Below are 17,602 nucleotides of genomic sequence, written 5' to 3'. Positions count from 1 at the left end.
TTTATCCCCTTGCCACAGGTAAGGCCGCTCACCACAGGTTTTGTTCTTTTGATCCGAGGATTTCCATGGCAAACCAACAATTGTTCCTGGGCATCGACTGCGGCACCCAAGGCACCAAGGCCCTGATCCTGGACTCGGTCAGTGGCCAGGTGCTCGGCCAGGGCGCCGCTGCCCATAGCATGATCAGCGGTGCCAACGGTCGCCGTGAACAAGACACCCAGCAATGGCTCGACGCGTTCACCCAGGCTACTCGACAGGCGTTGGCAGATGCGAAGGTCGATGGCCAGGCCATCCTCGGCATAGGTGTCTCCGGCCAGCAACACGGCCTGGTGCTGCTCGATGACCAAGGCCAGGTGCTGCGCCCGGCCAAACTGTGGTGCGACACCGAAACCACGCCGGAAAACGACCGACTCCTGGCGCACCTCGGCGGTGAAGACGGCAGCCTGGAACGCCTCGGCGTGGTGATTGCGCCGGGCTACACTATTTCCAAACTGCTCTGGACCCAGGAACAGCATCCCCAGGTTTTCGAGCGCATCGCCAGCGTCCTGCTGCCCCATGACTTCCTCAATTACTGGCTCACCGGCCGTCATTGCAGCGAATACGGCGATGCCTCGGGCACCGGCTATTTCAACGTGCGCACCCGCCAATGGGACGTGGAGCTGCTGCGCCATATCGACCCCAGCGGCCGGCTGCAATCGGCGTTGCCCGAACTGATCGAGGCTCACCAACCCGTTGGCCGGATCCTGCCGGAAATCGCCGCGCATCTGGGGCTCAATCCCGCAGCGATAGTATCCAGCGGTGGCGGTGACAACATGATGGGCGCCATCGGCACCGGCAACATCCAGCCCGGCGTGATCACCATGAGCCTCGGCTCGTCCGGGACCGTGTATGCCTATGGAGCGGAGCCTACCGTCAGCCCGCAGGCGTCGGTGGCAACCTTTTGCTCCTCCAGCGGTGGCTGGCTGCCGCTGATCTGCACCATGAACCTGACCAACGCCACCGGGGCGATTCGCGAGCTGCTGGACCTGGACATCGACACATTCAACACCCTCGTAACCCAGGCGCCGATCGGTGCGGAGGGTGTCTGCATGCTGCCGTTCCTCAACGGCGAACGTGTCCCCGCCCTGCCCCACGCCACCGGCAGCCTCCTCGGGCTGACGACCACCAACCTGACCCGGGCCAATCTGTGCCGCGCGGTCGTCGAAGGCACGACGTTCGGCCTGCGCTATGGCCTGGACCTGCTGCGGGCCAACGGCCTCAAGGCCCAGAGCATCCGCTTGATCGGCGGCGGCTCGAAAAGCGCGGCCTGGCGGCAGATCGTCGCCGATATCATGGACACCACCGTCATCTGTACCGAGCAGAGCGAGGCGGCTGCGCTGGGTGCGGCGATCCAGGCGGCGTGGTGCAATTCAGGCGCCCAAGACGGCCTGGCCGAACTGTGCGAGCGCTGCGTCAAGCTCGACCCGGCCAGCGAAACCCGGCCAAACGCTGCGCGTGTCGAAGCGTCCCAGCAGGCTTATGAAATTTATCGGCAACACGTCGCAACCCTTTGAGAGCGGGCAATTATGTATTTGGTGTGTGGTGAAGCGCTGTTTGATTTCTTCAGTGCAAACGAAGCGGGAGCCCCGGCCTCGCGAGTGAATTACAAGGCAATTGCTGGCGGCTCGCCTTTCAATGTCGCGGTGGGACTGCGTCGGCTAGGGGTTGAATCGGCGCTGTTCACCGGGCTTTCCACTGACTATCTGGGCCGTCGCCTACATCAGGTGCTGATCGACGAAGGCGTCAGCACCCGGTTTGCCCACGACTTCGACGCGCCAACGACCTTGGCGATGGTCGCCGTCGGGGCCAATGGCTCGCCGCACTACAGCTTCCGTGGCGAAGGCTGCGCGGACCGGCAACTGAACCTGGCACATCTGCCGGAGCTGGGTCCGGAGGTGCGCGGCTTGCATGTCGGCTCGTTTTCCCTGGTGGTGCAGCCCGTCGGCGACACGCTGCTGGCGCTGGTTCAACGCGAGAGCGGCAAACGCTTGATCAGCCTGGACCCGAACGTGCGGCTCAACCCGCAACCGGATATCGAGTTGTGGCGCTCACGGATCGCGGCACTGGTTGAATATGCCGACCTGATCAAAGTCAGCGATGAAGACCTGAGCCTGCTGTATCCCGACCGGGACCCGCAGGAAGTCATCGGTGGCTGGCTGGAACATCGTTGCCAGTTGGCATTCTTGACCCGTGGCGGCCAGGGGGCTGCGGTGTTCAGCCGTCAGCATGGTGTATGGTCGTTGCCCGCTTGCCCCGTCGAAATAGCCGACACCGTGGGCGCAGGCGATACCTTCCAGGCGGCCTTGATCGCCTGGCTGACCGAGCAGCAACTGGATGATGTGGAGGGTTTGCATTCACTGGACGCTGGGCAAATCGGCAAGATGCTCGACTTCGCCATGCGCGCTGCTGCGTTGACGTGCACTAAAACCGGGCCGGACCTGCCACTCAGGAAAGACTTATAGCCCCGGCGAGTGTGAAGAGTTATATAGGCTCGGCACCGGCCCAGACTTTGCGTTTACTTTGAGGCGATTCCTTGACCCCTGGAATTTCAAGGAATCCCGCTCCAGATTTGAGATACTGATGTAGTTATCCATCTTATACAGGATTACATCCTTTATTTATCGACATCTCGTGCGACACATCGGGCCTGAAGGGCTCAAGATTCCAGGGATACTTCCCTCGCGCAATAACCAAATGGCAAATTAGCTGCCGGCGCATTCCACCTCCATCGTTATTCTTCCATTGAGCATCATTGTAGAACTTATTAACAAGCTCATCATAAGCCCGAGCAGTTTGATTCGACTCTATATTTCTGCCGCATTCCGTGGGAACCACCGACAAGCTCCATTCTTTTTTATTAGTCCCAGGATCAAAACGTTCGACCCATGCCGCCGAATCAATGTACTGAACACATCGACCAGGGTCATAAGCTTCAGACTGATCGGCTTGAGCAAAATTGAAACGCTCTATTGCTGGAGCGGCAAAATCAATCCGCACGATAGGAACCGAATATCCCGCCTGACCAAGTTTTCTTTGAAAAATTCTGGCAGATTCGAGCGGGCTCGGCTGTACATTAACGTTAACATCAAAAAAAATCGCCTCAATGGCAGATGCATTCAGCGATGAGTTTGTCGCAGCATTATTTAGCCGGATTTCATTATGACCTGCCTTATACCAACTCGAATCCAACTCCGGATAATTCGAATCAAATTGGGAATAGGGGGCAACATCTGAATTATGGACATCTATCATCGCATTCCAACCTTCCTGACTTTCCACATTCCAAGAACACTGATTCCAGAAAGCATTATTACCGGCTCGAAAAAACGTCAACCATTCATCTTTATGAGTGATTCCCATCTTGTCGCAAGACCCAAACGAATAGCGGCTATTAGCGGTCGGACTCCTTGGCTCCGGATTAGCGTTAAATGTGAAGCCTGCGTTACTGGCCATCTCAGGGGTGATCCCATCGCACTCCTTGCCGCTTGCAGTCCAACCGTCGAAAGAATAAAGGCACGTCCAACCTATGGAAATCACCGGGAGGCCCCGAATCGTCCCATACAAAGGCGTGCGCAAAATGAACCCAACCGGTCGGTACAGATGATTCGTACCCATATCTTTCCTAAGCCAAGTGTATGAGGTCGATCCGGTGGCTGGACGCTCCCAAGGATTATAGTCTCCATCTGCCGTGGCCCGAACGATGTTCCCACTGCAGTAATAATGCCCCCGGCGCGCACGACTTCCATATTCAAGACAGTCGTTCTTTATTTGGTTGTAGTCATTATTAATGCGCTGCGCAACCGGATTGGACAGATCACGTTTTTTTGCAGAATTCCAACGATTCAGGGAGCCGTCATAGACGAAGCTATATATATCTCCTGAGAAAATTTCTACAGCTTCCCCCGACACGCCGGAAGGCGGTGTAACTTTCGATGGATAGGTAGCAGTTGAATGAACCACCACGATATCGCCGTTATTGGCTTTTGGCAGAATTAGATCAGCCACCCAATCACCATCCCGCAACAAGTACCGTACAATTCTTAAAGCAGCATTATCAGGCACCGTATTGCCAACGGTATTTGGCGTGTATTCCACGGTCTGCAACTTCCATTTTTGCGAGACCACATCATACTGGAAATTTAAAGAATCGCCCTTATTCAACATTATGGATTTCGCATTAACGTCGGTATTACCCAACTCTAGAGCACTTGAATAATCCGCCATCGCGTTAATTGTAACCACAGCCTTATCCGGCGCTATACCAGGCAGCGACAGATCGTGAACCCAGTCCCCATTATTAGTTTGAAACACCAAAGGAAAATTGAAATTTGGATCTCCCGCCCCACCGCCATAAGCACCTGGAATAGCTCCCCGACCGCCATTCTGATTGGGCGTCAGATAAACGGCTGAGGCTGAGGTACTTAGTATCAATAAAAGCCCTACAGAGATAATTTTCATGTCATCCGCCTGAAAGCTACGTTAGCCCACACATGCGATTTGCGTCAGGTGCTTCCAAGAACCTCATTCAACTCATCGCACCACGATGTACCTGGCACCTGCAACTTCGATTCTCGGCGGGTAACGTCAAATCGGCTACTGTTAGAAATAACAGGTGGAAAAGACGGATTAGAACTAACCTTTATCGCGAAATACGCAATACAAGTGCATACAGTCGCGCGCCGATACCTAGGTTTAATGTTGGGATGGGGATAATGCCGAGAGACGGGAGGACTTCCGGTGGCCTAAGGCTCGTGAGCTGAGCCGGACAAGAAAAATCGATCAAGACCTCAACGTCTGGCGGAGTAAAAACCGGCCAGACGGAGAGTTCAGCGAGCTATGATTGCTACTTAACGGGTTGCGACTTAGCGTCCAGCCATCCGATGCAACTGCTGGAAATGATTGCCTGGATGGGCGTGACTCCGGCTTTGCGTGTGGTCAAGCTCTGTCCGCAGTTCAGCGATCAGATCATTAATCGCCCGGCAGCCCGTGAGCTTGGTGGCATCAATGTCGCTCTTGATCAGCGCCACGCGATCGGTTTCATGATCGTCGTAGATCTTGACGGTCATGGACAGGTCCGGTGACAACGTGCATTGCGACCGCTTGGGCAGCAGGCTGCTTTCAATGATGTTTCGCATTTCGAGGGCAGATAAGAACATGGCAACTCTCTCCTGTTGAGCCAGCCAATTTATATTCACGACGGCGGTATTTTCGTCCGATTCTTCCCTGCGGACTGGACTACGAATGCCGTGCCGTTCGTTCATTTTGGCATTTTTGGTGTTGGGGCCCGTCAATCGGGCTCCTGTAAACACCCGCAATTAATATGCCCATCTCCTGATACATCCAGACTGTGACAAATCAATGACTTAGCCAGCAAGGCCGACGTATGGGTCATGCAGAATGCATGGAAGCGGTTTTTCCTTCATGCAAACTGCAATCGCGCCGTTTGGCTTGCCAGGCTCAGAGTAGCCACTATTTCGATTTCATGAGCGGGCATCCGTCGGCTGACTCTTAAAAATTTTGAAGTGCCATTCCAAATCAGGCGATTGAAACAGCTGCGCGTTCAGCCACGTGGCGCAAACTGTCAAAGTTGATGTTGGCGCCGGAATTGACGGCAATCAGCGTTTGGCCTTGCGCTGCCCTTTGCGCCACGTAGTGCTTGATACCCGCCACCGCCAGCGCGCCGGAGGGTTCGGTGATCGAGCGGGTATCGTCATAGATATCCCGGATCGCTGCGCAGAGCTGATCATTGGTTACGGTGATCACTTCATCGACACAGAAACGACAGACATCAAAACCATGGGCACCGATTTGCGCCACCGCCACGCCATCGGCAAAGGTGCCCACTGCAGGGAGCGTCACCCGTGTGCCGGCTGCCAGCGCGGCTTGCAGGCATGCAGAGTGTTCTGACTCGACACCGATGATGCGGATTTCCGGACGCAGGTATTTGACGTACGCCGCCACCCCGGCGATCAGGCCCCCGCCGCCGACCGGAACGAAAATCGCATCCAATCGGCCCGGGTGCTGGCGCAGGATTTCCATCGCAACGGTTCCCTGACCGGCGATGACATCCGGGTCATCAAACGGCGAAACGAATTCCCGCCCTGTCCGGCGAGCCAAGTCCAGAGCGAAGGCCAGGGCAAACGGGAAGCTTTCCCCGTGCAGCAGCGCCTCGGCGCCTCGGCTACGCACACCGGTCACTTTCAGCTCTGGCGTGGTCAGCGGCATGACAATGCAGGCCGAGACGCCCAGCTCCCGTGCCGCCAGCGCTACGCCTTGGGCATGATTGCCCGCCGAGGCCGTGATGACACCACGGCTGCGCTGCTCCGGGGTCAGTTGCACCAACTTGTTATAGGCACCGCGTATCTTGAAGGAAAAGGTCGGCTGAAGATCTTCACGCTTGAGCAGGATCCGGTTGCCCAAGGCCTGGGACAACGCAGGAGCCGCCTGCAACGGCGTGGCCACCGCCAGCTCGTAGACCGGCGCGGCGAGAATTTTCTTCACGTAATGTTCCAGCAAATCCTGCTCGGCGCTGGTCGGGGTCATGGCGGTCTCCTGGTTCTGAGAGAGCCCCGGAGACAGAAAGAAAAAACCCGCCTCTAGGGCGGGTTCGGTGCAGCCGTCAGCTAGCCCGCCAATAAGGAATGGCGGTAATAATGCTTGGCTGGCTGCGCAATGGTGTGGAAGTCATGGTTGGAAACTAGCCGCGAGGGGTTGCCAAGTCAATTAAAATCCCAGGCCTTCGCACATCGCGATCATTTCAAGCCGACTTTGTACAGTGCGCCGTCGTCCTCGTCTGTCAGCACATAGAGGAAACCATCCGGGCCCTGGCGAACGTCCCGGATACGTTCCTTGAGTTCACCCAGCAAGCGTTCTTCGTGAACGACCTTGTCGCCCTCGAATTCCAGGCGGATCAGGTCCTTGGACACTAACGCCCCGATAAACACGTTGCGTTGCCAAGGCTTGAAACGACCGTTGTCGTAGAATGCCATGCCGCTGAGCCCTGGCGACACCTGCCAGACATGGTGCGGCCCGACGGTGCCTTCGACGGTCTTGCCCTGGGCCTCGGGGATCGGCGCGCCTGAATAGTTGTCGCCGTGGGTCGCCAGCGGCCAGCCATAGTTTTTGCCTCGCTCGATAATATTCAACTCGTCACCACCCTTGGGGCCGTGCTCGTTTTCCCACACCGTGCCGTTCCATGGGTTGAGCGCAGCGCCCTGGGGGTTGCGCAGGCCGTACGACCAAATCTCCGGGCGTACGTTTTTCTGACTGACAAAGGGGTTGTCGTCAGGCACCTTGCCGTCGGGGTAGATCCGCACCATCTTGCCCTGCAACTTGTCCAGGTCCTGGGCGGTCGGGCGATCGTTGTTTTCCCCCAGGGTAATGAACAGGTAGCCGTCCCGGTCGAACACCAGCCGGGAACCGAAGTGATTGCCGGTGGAGAGCTTGGGCTGTTGTCGGAAAATCACGTCGAAGCCGTCGAGGCTTTTCAAGTCCTTGGACAGTTGCCCCCGGCCCACGGCAGTGCCGGCCTTGCCGTCCTTACCGGCCTCGGCGTAGGACAGGTAGATCGTACGGTCCTGCTTGAAGTCCGGCGACAGCACCACATCCAGCAAACCACCCTGCCCCTTGGCCCAGACCTCGGGCACACCGTTCAACGGTGCGGATAATTTGCCATCGGTGCCAACCCACCGCAGGTTGCCGGCGCGCTCCGTCACCAGCATGCCCTGCTGGTCGGGCAGGAACGCCACGGACCAGGGATGCTCGAGCCCCCTGACAACGGTTGTCACTTCGAGGGTGCCTTCCTCGCTCTTCAGTGCCTGCACTTGCGCGGCGAAGACTGGCGCGGCGAAGACCACCATGGCGCTGGCACACAGGGTGGTCCGGATTGTTTTACGCAACATGCACACTTCCTTCTGTGGTGATGTGGATCAGGACGGCGCCTCAGCGATTGCCGTTATTCGTGTTCCTTGGAGGTGTCGGGGATTCGATGGTGGGGCGTGGCGAGCCGGGAGGCGAGCCAGCCCGGGGGTAACCATTGCCGATGCCGCCGTTTTCCAGGGTCGGAGGCCGTGGCACCGGCACTGTCGGGTTGCTGCGAATCGTCGGCACGTTGGGCTGGGTGCCCTGCATGCTGTTGGGATTGGCCCGGCGGATCGGGCTGTTGTATGGGTTGTTGTTGCCCGGCAGGTTCTGGGCCAGCACTGGCCCCACGCCCGGCGTGACCGCTTGCGCGGCGGCGCTCATTGATAGCGCGGTTAGAACGAGTATCAGCCTGTTCATGGAACCTCCCAGCGACACGGTGATGACACCGGCATATCGAAAGCACGCTACGCCGCAGGTTCGTTGTTGTTAAGCGAAATATCCCCGCGAAGATGTAACGAGGCTTCTCCGCCGCCAGGCAATTCCAAGAGGCCAACCGCAGCCAGCCGGCGCCCGGCGGAAACTTTTCCCAAGCCCCGGGGGTCACCAGAGAGACCATTCACCGGTAAGGAAAATTGCACCATGGCACGGGCAATCTGGAAAGGCGCAATCAGTTTCGGGCTGGTCCACATCCCAGTGGCACTGGTGTCGGCCACCGCGTCCCAAGGTGTGGATTTCGACTGGTTGGACAAACGCAGCATGGATCCGGTGGGCTACAAGCGCGTCAACAAGGTCACCGGCAAGGAAGTGACCAAGGATGACATCGTCAAAGGCGTGGAATACCAGAAGGGTCAATATGTGCTGATCAGCGAGGAAGAAATTCGCGCAGCCCACCCCAAGTCCACCCAGACCATCGATATTTTCTCTTTCGTGGACAGCGAAAAGATCCCGCTCCAGAACATCGACAAGCCATATTTCCTGGCGCCGGACAAACGCGGCGGCAAGGTCTATGCGCTGTTGCGCGAGACATTGCTCAAGACCAACAAAGTCGCCCTGGCAAATGTGGTGCTGCATACACGCCAACACCTTGCGGCGCTCATGCCGTTGCAAGAGGCACTGGTGCTGGTGATGCTGCGCTGGCCCGCCGAAGTCCGCGAACTCGACGTCCTGGAGTTGGGCGACGAGGTGACCAAGCCGACGCTGGCAAAGGGCGAACTGGACATGGCCAAACGCCTGGTGGAAGACATGAGCGGCGACTGGGAACCTCAGGAGTACCGCGACAGTTTCCAGGAAAAAATCATGGAACTGGTGGAAAGAAAGGCCACCGAAGGCCGCCTCGAAGCGGTGGAAACCGACCCAGGCGAAGAACAACGCAAGACCGCCGACGTCATCGACCTTACCGAGCTGCTCAAGCGTAGCCTTGGTGGCAAGGGCAAGAGCCCGGAAAAACCGGCTGAAAAGACGGCAGCAAAATCGACCAAGACGCGTAAATCCGCTCCAGCTAAAAAAGCCACCAAGGCCTCCCGGGGCTAAATCCCGGGCGCCTGTAACACAAGGGAATCTGTCATGGCCAAGGCCGAGAGTGAATCTGCCCGTCCGTCCGCCGTGCAAGCGGACGCAACAACGACTCGCAGCCGCGCCCGACGGGGCGATCAGGTGGACGATGGCCGGCTGCCGGACCGTCTGTCGCCGCAATTGGCCACGCCCGTGGAACAACCGCCTGCCGGGGAATGGCGCTATGAGGTCCAGTTCCACGGCTACCGGCTTCTGGCACGCATCGAGAACGGCGAGGTCCGGTTGTTTAACCGCCACCACGCGGACTGGACCGAGCGGCTCAAGCTGCATGCCGACGCCTTGGCGAAGTTGAACCTGGGTGATTGTTGGCTCGATGGCGAACTTGTCCTGCTCGACGACGCCGGCCATTCGGACTTCCCTGCCCTGCGCCAGGCCTTCGAAATCGGACGCAGCGTCGACATGGTGTATTTCCTGTTCGACGCGCCGTTCCTCAATGGCGTCGACCTGCGCGAGAAGCCCGTGGAAGAACGCCGCGCCGCGCTCAGGAACGCCCTGAAGAACAACGCCAGCAAGCGCCTGCGGTTTTCCGAGGCGTTCTCCGCCAGCCAACACGACATTTTCGAAAGCGCCACCGCGCTGTCGCTGGACAGCGTGGTCGGCAAACGCCTGGGCAGCCCTTATGTCTCGGGCCGCAACGCCGATTGGGTCAAGCTCAAATGTCGGCTGCGCCAGTGCTTTGTCATCGTCGGGTTCACGCGCCCGCGAGGCAAACGCAACGGCTTCGGCGGCCTGTTGCTGGCGGTCAACGGGCCGTCGGGGCTGGTGTATGCCGGCCGGGTCGGCACGGGATTCAGCCAGGCTCAACTCAAGCATCTGCATGAAGAACTCTGTGCCCGGGAACGCGAAACCTCGCCGCTGGACAAGCCGCTGCGCGGTGCGCAGGGGCGCGGTGTGCATTGGGTCGAGCCGACGCACGTCTGCGAAGTCGAGTTCGCCGAATGGACCGCCGACGGCCTGGTGCGCCAGGCGGTATTCCTTGGCCTGCAGGGCGACGGGCAAGCCAGCCGCGTGGTGCGCGAGCAGCCCATGCCAATCAAAGCCGCGCCTCCCAAGCCCAAGCGCCGCACCAAGGACGACGCCGCCAAGGTCGACGGCGTGATGATCACCCACCCCGACCGCGTCGTCGACAGTGTCAGCGGCGTGCAAAAAGCCGAGCTGGCTCAGTACTACCTGGACATCGCCCCGTGGATCCTGCCGCACCTGAAATTGCGCCCGGTTGCGCTCGTGCGGGCGCCGGAGGGAATCGGCGAAGAGCTGTTCTTCCAGAAACATGCCGATCGCCTGGAAATCCCTCATATCAAGCAGTTGGACCCTAAGCTGGACCCGGGCCATGCGGCGCTGATGGAAATCGACAGTATCCATGCCCTGGTCGGCGCGGCGCAGATGGGCGCGGTGGAGTTGCACACCTGGACGGCCACCCATGACCGAATCGAGACGCCCGATCTGTTCGTCCTGGACCTGGACCCCGACCCGGCACTGCCCTGGAGCGCCATGCTCGAAGCGACACGCATGACCTTGTCCGTACTCGACGAGCTGGGCCTGCAGGGATTTCTCAAGACCAGCGGCGGCAAAGGCATGCACGTCATCGTGCCATTGGCGCGCAGCGAGGGATGGGATGTCACCAAGGCCTTCGCCAAGGCCATCTCGCAATTCCTGACCCGCCAGATGCCGCAGCGGATCACCGCGACCATGGGACCGAAGAACCGCGTGGGCAAGGTGTTCGTCGATTATCTACGCAACGCCCGCGGTGCCAGCACCGTGGCCGCCTACTCGGTGCGTGCGAGACCGGGCCTGCCGGTTTCGGTCCCGATTGCCCGGGACGAACTTGACGGCCTGCGCAACGCCCAGCAGTGGGATATCCAGACTGCGTTGGAACGGGCCAAGGGCTTGGGCGCCGACCCATGGGAAGGTTATAGCCATCGTCAGCGGATCACCGCCAGGATGTGGGAACAACTGGAGACAGAGAAGCCCTGAACCTTCAGATCCAGATGAAAAATGCCAGCAGAGCGCCAAAGAACGCCCACTTCTGCAGGTAGTACAACGTGCGATTGCGTTTCTTCAGCGCTTTGCCTTGCAGACGGATCTTGTAAAGTCGGGAAAACGCCCGGTTCAGGCCGCCGGTCTTGTCACCGGCATCGTTCGGCGCGCCAGCGGCGGCCATCACGGTACGGCTGAACCAGCGGTTGAACGCCGTCGCCCAACGGTACTTCAGCGGCCGTTCCACGTCGCAGAACAAGATGATGCGGTTCTGTGCCGTGGTGTTTTCGGCGTAATGGATGAACGTCTCGTCGAAGATGACCGCCTCGCCGTCGCGCCAATGATAGGACTCGCCATCGACATCGATGTAGCAACCGGCATCATTGGGCGTTTGCAGGCCCAGATGATAGCGATAGGAGCCGGCATACGGATCGCGATGGCGCACCAGTTTCGAGCCCGGCGGCAATTCAGCGAACATCGCCGCTTTGATCGAGCCGATGCCCTGCACCAGTTCGGTGGTACGCGGGCAGAGCTTCATGGCCGACGGATGGCTGTCGCCGTACCATTTGAGATAGAAACGCTTCCAGCCAGTCTTGAAGAACGAGTTGAAACCCACGTCGTCGTATTGGTTGGAACGCTTGATCTCGCCTGCCTGCAACAGGTTCTGGCCTTCGGCGCGGATCTCTTCCCAATGGGCCTGCAACGGGGTCAGGTCCGGGAACTCCCTTGGGCTGAGGAACGGCTTGTTAGGCAATTTCGAGCATAAGTAGAGCAGGCAATTGATCGGCGCGAGGAAGGACGAGTGATCACTCAGCTGGCGGCCGATCTTGTGCCGTACGCGTCCGCGCAGGTGCACATAGCCGATGGAGAAGAGATAGATCGCGACAATGATGAGCTTCACGGAGTCCGTCACAATGCAGGAGTTGACAGGCCGCGTCTCCTGGCCAGCCAAGCGGCGAGGTAGATAGCGTCGAGTGAGATGGCATTTTAGCCAGACTTTGTAACTGAAAGTTATCCTCAGTTGTGAAAAACTGTCTTGCCCATGCAATACCCTATCGTTAACGCGTCCAGACCAGTACAATCGCCGCCCAATATCATGCGCCCCCTTTTGGCCGATGCCGGAAAACCGACCTCGGCGCATACCCACTCGGGCCAGGCGCTCCGTATGCAGCTGTCCTCTTATGCCGGATGGACCCTTGCGCTTGCGACCGCGAAGCCTCCAGCGCGGTGCGGATCGGCGCAAACAGGTACTGAACAGGTACTGCCGCACCCTTAGCTACTCTGAATGTTCCGCAGGATAAACCTTTGATCTCTACAGCTAACATCACGATGCAGTTCGGCGCCAAGCCACTGTTCGAAAACGTCTCTGTCAAGTTTGGCGCGGGCAACCGCTATGGCCTTATCGGCGCCAACGGTTGCGGCAAGTCGACCTTCATGAAAATCCTCGGCGGCGACCTCGAACCGTCCGGCGGCCAGGTGATGCTGGAGCCGAACGTGCGCCTGGGTAAACTGCGCCAGGACCAGTTCGCCTACGAGCAATTCACCGTGATCGATACCGTGATCATGGGTCACGAAGAGCTGTGGAAGGTCAAGGCCGAGCGCGACCGCATCTACTCGCTGCCGGAAATGACCGAAGAGGACGGCATGGCCGTCGCCGAGCTGGAAACCGAGTTCGCCGAAATGGACGGCTATACCGCCGAATCCCGTGCCGGTGAACTGCTGCTGGGCCTGGGCATTCCCCTGGAGCAGCATTTCGGCCCGATGACCGAAGTCGCGCCAGGCTGGAAGCTGCGCGTGTTGCTCGCCCAGGCATTGTTCTCCGATCCGGAAGTGCTGTTGCTCGACGAACCGACCAACCACCTGGACATCAACACCATCCGTTGGCTGGAAAACATCCTCACGGCGCGTAACAGCACCATGATCATCATTTCCCACGACCGGCACTTCCTCAACAGCGTCTGCACCCACATGGCCGACCTGGACTACGGTGAGCTGCGCCTGTTCCCGGGCAACTACGACGAGTACATGATCGCGGCCACGCAGTCCCGCGAGCAGTTGCTGTCGGACAACGCCAAGAAGAAAGCCCAGATCGCCGAATTGCAGACGTTCGTCAGCCGCTTCTCGGCCAACGCCTCGAAGGCCAAGCAGGCCACCTCCCGTGCCAAGCAGATCGACAAGATCCAGCTGGCCGAGGTGAAGCCATCGAGCCGCGTCAGCCCGTTCATTCGCTTCGAACAGACCAAGAAGCTGCACCGCCAGGCCGTGACCATCGAGCGCATGTCCAAGGGTTTCGACGGCAAGACCCTGTTCAAGAACTTCAGCTTCACCGTCGAAGCCGGCGAGCGCGTGGCGATCATCGGCCCGAACGGCATCGGCAAGACCACCTTGCTGCGCACCTTGATGGGCGAGCTGACGCCGGACGCCGGCTCGGTCAAATGGACCGAAAGCGCGGAGCTGGGCTACTACGCCCAGGACCACGCCCATGACTTCGAAGATGACGTCAGCCTGTTCGACTGGATGGGCCAGTGGACCCAGGGCGAACAGATAATCCGGGGCACCCTGGGCCGCATGCTGTTCTCCAACGACGAGATCCTCAAGTCGGTCAAGGTCATCTCCGGTGGTGAACAGGGCCGCATGCTGTTCGGCAAGCTGATCCTGCAAAAACCGAACGTGCTGGTGATGGACGAACCGACCAACCACCTGGACATGGAATCCATCGAAGCGCTGAACCTGGCGCTGGAAAACTATCCGGGCACGTTGATCTTCGTCAGCCACGACCGCGAGTTCGTATCGTCGCTGGCCACCCGCATCATCGAGCTGAGCGCCGACGGCGTGGTCGACTTCAGCGGCACCTATGACGATTACCTGCGCAGCCAGGGTGTGATGTTCTAAGAGCACCTGCGAGCGGTAAACAAAAGCCCTGTCCATGTGACAGGGCTTTTTCATTCCAACGGCACGCAATCCATGGATACCCCTGTGGCGAGGGCCACGACACAAGCAAACCGTTAGCCAGCTTCCTTTTCTCCTCGTCTCGCGCCATGATGAAGCACCCCTGCCGCTGCCCGCGAACGAGCCCCATGTCAACAGCCCAGCCCGCTCCCAGCTCCTTGTCGATCACCTTGCAGATCGTCTCGATCGTTTTCTACACGTTCATCGCGTTTCTCTGCATCGGCCTGCCGATCGCCGTATTGCCTGGCTATGTCCATGATCAGTTGGGCTTCAGCGCCGTCATCGCCGGGCTGACCATCGGCTCCCAGTACTTGGCGACCCTGCTCAGCCGGCCCATGGCCGGGCGGTTGTCGGACAGCGTCGGGACCAAGCGGGCCATCGTTTATGGCTTGCTGGGGATTTTGCTCAGCGGTGTGCTGACGCTGATCTCGATATTGCTGCAGGACTTTGCGCTGCCAAGCCTGGTGATCCTGATAGCCGGCAGGTTGCTCTTGGGCGTGGCCCAGGGCCTGATTGGCGTGGGCACCATCAGTTGGTGCATGGGCCAGGTCGGCGTGGAGCACACCGCCCGATCGATTTCCTGGAACGGCATCGCTTCCTATGGGGCCATCGCCATCGGTGCGCCGCTGGGGGTTGTGATGGTCGGCAGCCTCGGTTTCGCCAGCCTGGGCATCGCCTTGGCCTTGTTGGCCGGCATGGCGCTGTTGCTGATCCGCAACAAACCCTCGGTTCCGGTTGTGCGTGGCGAGCGCCTGCCCTTCTGGGCCGTGTTCGGGCGTATTTCGCCGTTTGGCGCAAGCCTGTGCCTGGCCTCGATCGGCTACGGCACGCTCACCACGTTCATTACGCTGTTCTACGTCAGCCGCGGCTGGACCGGTGCGGCGTGGTGCCTGACGGTCTTCGGCATCTGCTTCATCCTGTCGCGGTTGCTGTTCATTTCCAGCATCGCCCGTTTCGGTGGCTTCAGCTCGGCGATTGTCTGCATGAGCATCGAGACCGTGGGGCTGGTGATGCTCTGGCTCGCCCCCTCCACCGCGTTTGCCCTGGTCGGTGCGGGCCTGGCAGGCTTCGGCCTGTCGTTGGTCTATCCGGCGCTGGGCGTGGAAGCGATCAAGCAGGTGCCCAACAGCAGCCGGGGCGCCGGATTGAGCGCCTACGCGGTGTTCTTCGACCTGGCGTTGGCGATTGCCGGGCCGCTGATGGGCGCGGTGGCGTTGAACCTTGGCTATTCGTCGATTTTCTTCTTCGCGGCCTTGCTGTCGATCATCGGCCTGGGCCTGGCACTATTGCTGCGCCGGCGGGCCGAACGCAGCGATCACTGATCCGCGGTCCTGATGCCCGCGCGGGTCGGCTTGCCCAATGCCTGGCTGAAGAAGCGGCTGGCCTCGGAGACCATGGTGCGGTGGATGTCCTTGCGATCAACCCCATCGGCATCGGTGCACAGCGCCGGCATCGCCGCGATCTGCTCGTCCGTGCAGGGCGCCATGAAGACAAAGTGGCCGGCCCCCGCCAACGTCTTGAAATCCGGCGCGGTGGGTAGTTTGCGGGCCAGGGCTGCTGCGTTCTTGTCGAACGCCACCAGTTTGTCGCCGTCGCCGCTGTACAGCAGCACCGGCACATGGACGTCGGCCAACGTGTGACGACCGAATTTCAGGCTCAACGGCGCCATCAGCAACAACGCGCGAACCCTGGGATCAGCCACCGGCGAGAGATCATCGCGGTCGGCAATCAGCTCGCCCCGGGTATTGCAGGCGTCACGGTCATCAGGCCGTTCCTGGCAGTAGCGCCGCAGGCGATTGAGGTCCGGCGTGGCGCCGGAAAGGATCAAGGCAGTTTCGCCGCCTGCCGAATAGCCAATCACGCCGACCTGCCCGGCATTGACGAATGGCGAGAGCATCGGGTCATTCAGGGTTGCGGTGATGGCTTCGGATATCTGGATCGGACGGCCGTACAGGTTGCTCAACGTGCCGAGCCGGCTGTGATCCTGGGCGTTGTCACCCGGATGAATCACCGCCACCACCACGAACCCCTTGCGTGCCAGCGAGGTGGCCAGGTCGTGCAGGGCCAGGGGGGTGCCGGTATTGCCGTGGGACAGCATCAGCAATGGAAAGCGGCCGATGGCGATCTGGGCGTCCGGCGCCGCGTCGATCTGGTAACCGCCCAGGGAGCTGGCTTGATCCATCGCGGTGGATGGATAAAACGCGATGGCATGCATTGGCTGTTGGTCCAGCGGATCGAGGAAATCCAGCTCGTGGAAACCGGCGCTCCAATGCGGATGCGGCGCCGGCGCAGCCTGCACCGCGCCGAGGCTGGCAACCAGACAAAACAGCAATGCTGCACCAAGACGTGTCATCGATTCTTCCACCTTCGCCCGCGCGCGGGAAGGTCCCCGTCGTCGCCGTTCCGGCCGTGCATAAGCTGCGCCATCAAACCCGGTGCCCGATACACAAAACCCCGTATCCCAGCCGTCCAATTGACGACGAGAATACAGGGTTTTGCGAAGGTTGCCCGACGTGCTTGGTGCCTTTACGCAAGCCTTACGCGGCGGCGAATTGCTGGTTGATCTGCGACTTGGCTTCAAGCATGCCCTTGGTGCGCATATCGTCGCCTTTTGCCAACCCTTCGGCGCGAACGATCTCGATATCGCTGATACCGAGGAAACCGAACATCACTTTCAGATAGTCTTCATGGCCCGCGCCGGACGGTTTGCCCGCGTGCAAACCGCCCGCAGTGGAAACGATCACCAGCTTCTTGCCACGGCACAGTCCTTCGAAGCCGGCATCGGTGTAACGGAATGTCTGGCCGGCGACGGCGATGCGATCAATCCACGCCTTGAGCTGGGTCGGAACAGTAAAGTTATACATGGGAGCTGCAATGACCAACGCATCCGCCGCCTGGAACTCGGCCATTGCCTCGGCGCTCAGGTCAGCTTCGTACTTGAGCGCGGCGTCGCGCAATTCGGCGCTGGTGCCGGCAGCGACTAGCGTCTGGGCGGAGAAGTGGCTGATGGCGTCGGCCGCCAGGTCGCGGTAGGTCACGGTGATCGCCGGCTCAGCCGCCTTCCAAGCTTCAACTACTTCACGGCTCAATTGGCGTGAAGCGGAGTTATCGCCGAGGATGCTCGAATCGATGTGCAACAGTTTCATGTGAGTGCTCTCCAAATGAGGATCGCGACCAGGCGATCAATTGCGAATATCCTATC

The 17,602-nt window shown here is 59.6% G+C and carries 13 protein-coding genes and 1 pseudogene; 6 read left to right on the top strand and 8 right to left on the bottom strand.

The window, feature by feature from the left end:
* Positions 1-65: 65 nt before the first annotated feature.
* Together xylB and J3P79_RS12295 are read left to right on the top strand one after the other, a co-directional pair.
* Positions 66-1,553, top strand: a complete 1,488-nt coding sequence (xylB, locus tag J3P79_RS12300) for a xylulokinase (RefSeq protein ID WP_434610895.1) — start codon at positions 66-68, stop codon at positions 1,551-1,553.
* Between the two features lie 12 nt (positions 1,554-1,565).
* Positions 1,566-2,501: a carbohydrate kinase family protein gene (locus tag J3P79_RS12295; RefSeq protein WP_434610893.1), complete on the top strand. Its 936-nt coding sequence runs from the start codon at positions 1,566-1,568 to the stop codon at positions 2,499-2,501.
* Between the two features lie 133 nt (positions 2,502-2,634).
* On the opposite strand, the gene J3P79_RS12290 is transcribed toward J3P79_RS12295, so the two are convergent.
* The 5 genes and pseudogenes from J3P79_RS12290 to J3P79_RS12270 form a co-directional block, all read right to left on the bottom strand.
* Positions 2,635-4,497, bottom strand: a complete 1,863-nt coding sequence (locus J3P79_RS12290) for a DUF2599 domain-containing protein (protein ID WP_434610891.1) — start codon at positions 4,495-4,497, stop codon at positions 2,635-2,637.
* A 404-nt stretch (positions 4,498-4,901) separates the two neighbouring features.
* Positions 4,902-5,195: a DUF1652 domain-containing protein gene (locus tag J3P79_RS12285; protein WP_434611444.1), complete on the bottom strand. Its 294-nt coding sequence runs from the start codon at positions 5,193-5,195 to the stop codon at positions 4,902-4,904.
* A 397-nt stretch (positions 5,196-5,592) separates the two neighbouring features.
* Positions 5,593-6,582, bottom strand: a pseudogene (gene ilvA, locus J3P79_RS12280) (threonine ammonia-lyase, biosynthetic); the annotation flags it as partial.
* Between the two features lie 209 nt (positions 6,583-6,791).
* Positions 6,792-7,940, bottom strand: a complete 1,149-nt coding sequence (locus tag J3P79_RS12275) for a PQQ-dependent sugar dehydrogenase (protein WP_434610889.1) — start codon at positions 7,938-7,940, stop codon at positions 6,792-6,794.
* 40 nt (positions 7,941-7,980) lie between these two features.
* Positions 7,981-8,319 (bottom strand): hypothetical protein, encoded by a 339-nt coding sequence (locus J3P79_RS12270; RefSeq protein ID WP_434610887.1) that lies wholly within the window; start codon positions 8,317-8,319, stop codon positions 7,981-7,983.
* A gap of 222 nt (positions 8,320-8,541) precedes the next feature.
* Between J3P79_RS12270 and J3P79_RS12265 the strand changes: the two genes are divergently transcribed.
* Both J3P79_RS12265 and ligD read left to right on the top strand, forming a co-directional pair.
* Positions 8,542-9,432 carry a Ku protein gene (locus J3P79_RS12265; protein ID WP_434610885.1) on the top strand — a complete coding sequence of 297 codons (891 nt, stop codon included), beginning with the start codon at positions 8,542-8,544 and terminating at the stop codon, positions 9,430-9,432.
* 33 nt (positions 9,433-9,465) lie between these two features.
* Entirely contained in the window at positions 9,466-11,448 is a 1,983-nt protein-coding gene (ligD, locus tag J3P79_RS12260; protein WP_434610883.1) for a DNA ligase D, read from the top strand.
* A 4-nt stretch (positions 11,449-11,452) separates the two neighbouring features.
* Here the strand turns inward: ligD and lpxO are convergent, their stop codons facing one another.
* Entirely contained in the window at positions 11,453-12,352 is a 900-nt protein-coding gene (lpxO, locus tag J3P79_RS12255; RefSeq protein ID WP_434610881.1) for a lipid A hydroxylase LpxO, read from the bottom strand.
* A gap of 404 nt (positions 12,353-12,756) precedes the next feature.
* On the opposite strand from lpxO, the gene J3P79_RS12250 reads away from it, so the two are divergent.
* Together J3P79_RS12250 and J3P79_RS12245 are read left to right on the top strand one after the other, a co-directional pair.
* A complete protein-coding gene (locus J3P79_RS12250; RefSeq protein WP_249875015.1) occupies positions 12,757-14,343 on the top strand; it encodes an ABC-F family ATPase in 1,587 nt (528 codons plus the stop codon).
* A 185-nt stretch (positions 14,344-14,528) separates the two neighbouring features.
* A complete protein-coding gene (locus J3P79_RS12245) occupies positions 14,529-15,722 on the top strand; it encodes an MFS transporter (RefSeq protein WP_434610879.1) in 1,194 nt (397 codons plus the stop codon).
* On the opposite strand, the gene J3P79_RS12240 is transcribed toward J3P79_RS12245, so the two are convergent.
* Both J3P79_RS12240 and J3P79_RS12235 read right to left on the bottom strand, forming a co-directional pair.
* Positions 15,716-16,753: an alpha/beta hydrolase family protein gene (locus J3P79_RS12240; protein ID WP_434610876.1), complete on the bottom strand. Its 1,038-nt coding sequence runs from the start codon at positions 16,751-16,753 to the stop codon at positions 15,716-15,718. The genes J3P79_RS12245 and J3P79_RS12240 overlap by 7 nt on opposite strands.
* A gap of 184 nt (positions 16,754-16,937) precedes the next feature.
* On the bottom strand, positions 16,938-17,546 hold the full coding sequence (locus J3P79_RS12235) for an FMN-dependent NADH-azoreductase (protein WP_434610874.1): 609 nt from the start codon (positions 17,544-17,546) through the stop codon (positions 16,938-16,940).
* Positions 17,547-17,602: the final 56 nt, after the last annotated feature.

Origin of the sequence: Pseudomonas sp. R1-7 (assembly GCF_051132105.1) — a bacterium.
In the GTDB taxonomy this organism is placed as follows: Bacteria; Pseudomonadota; Gammaproteobacteria; order Pseudomonadales; family Pseudomonadaceae; genus Aquipseudomonas.
Note: the sequence above shows the minus strand (reverse complement) of the source record. Positions and strands in the feature narration are given on the sequence as shown.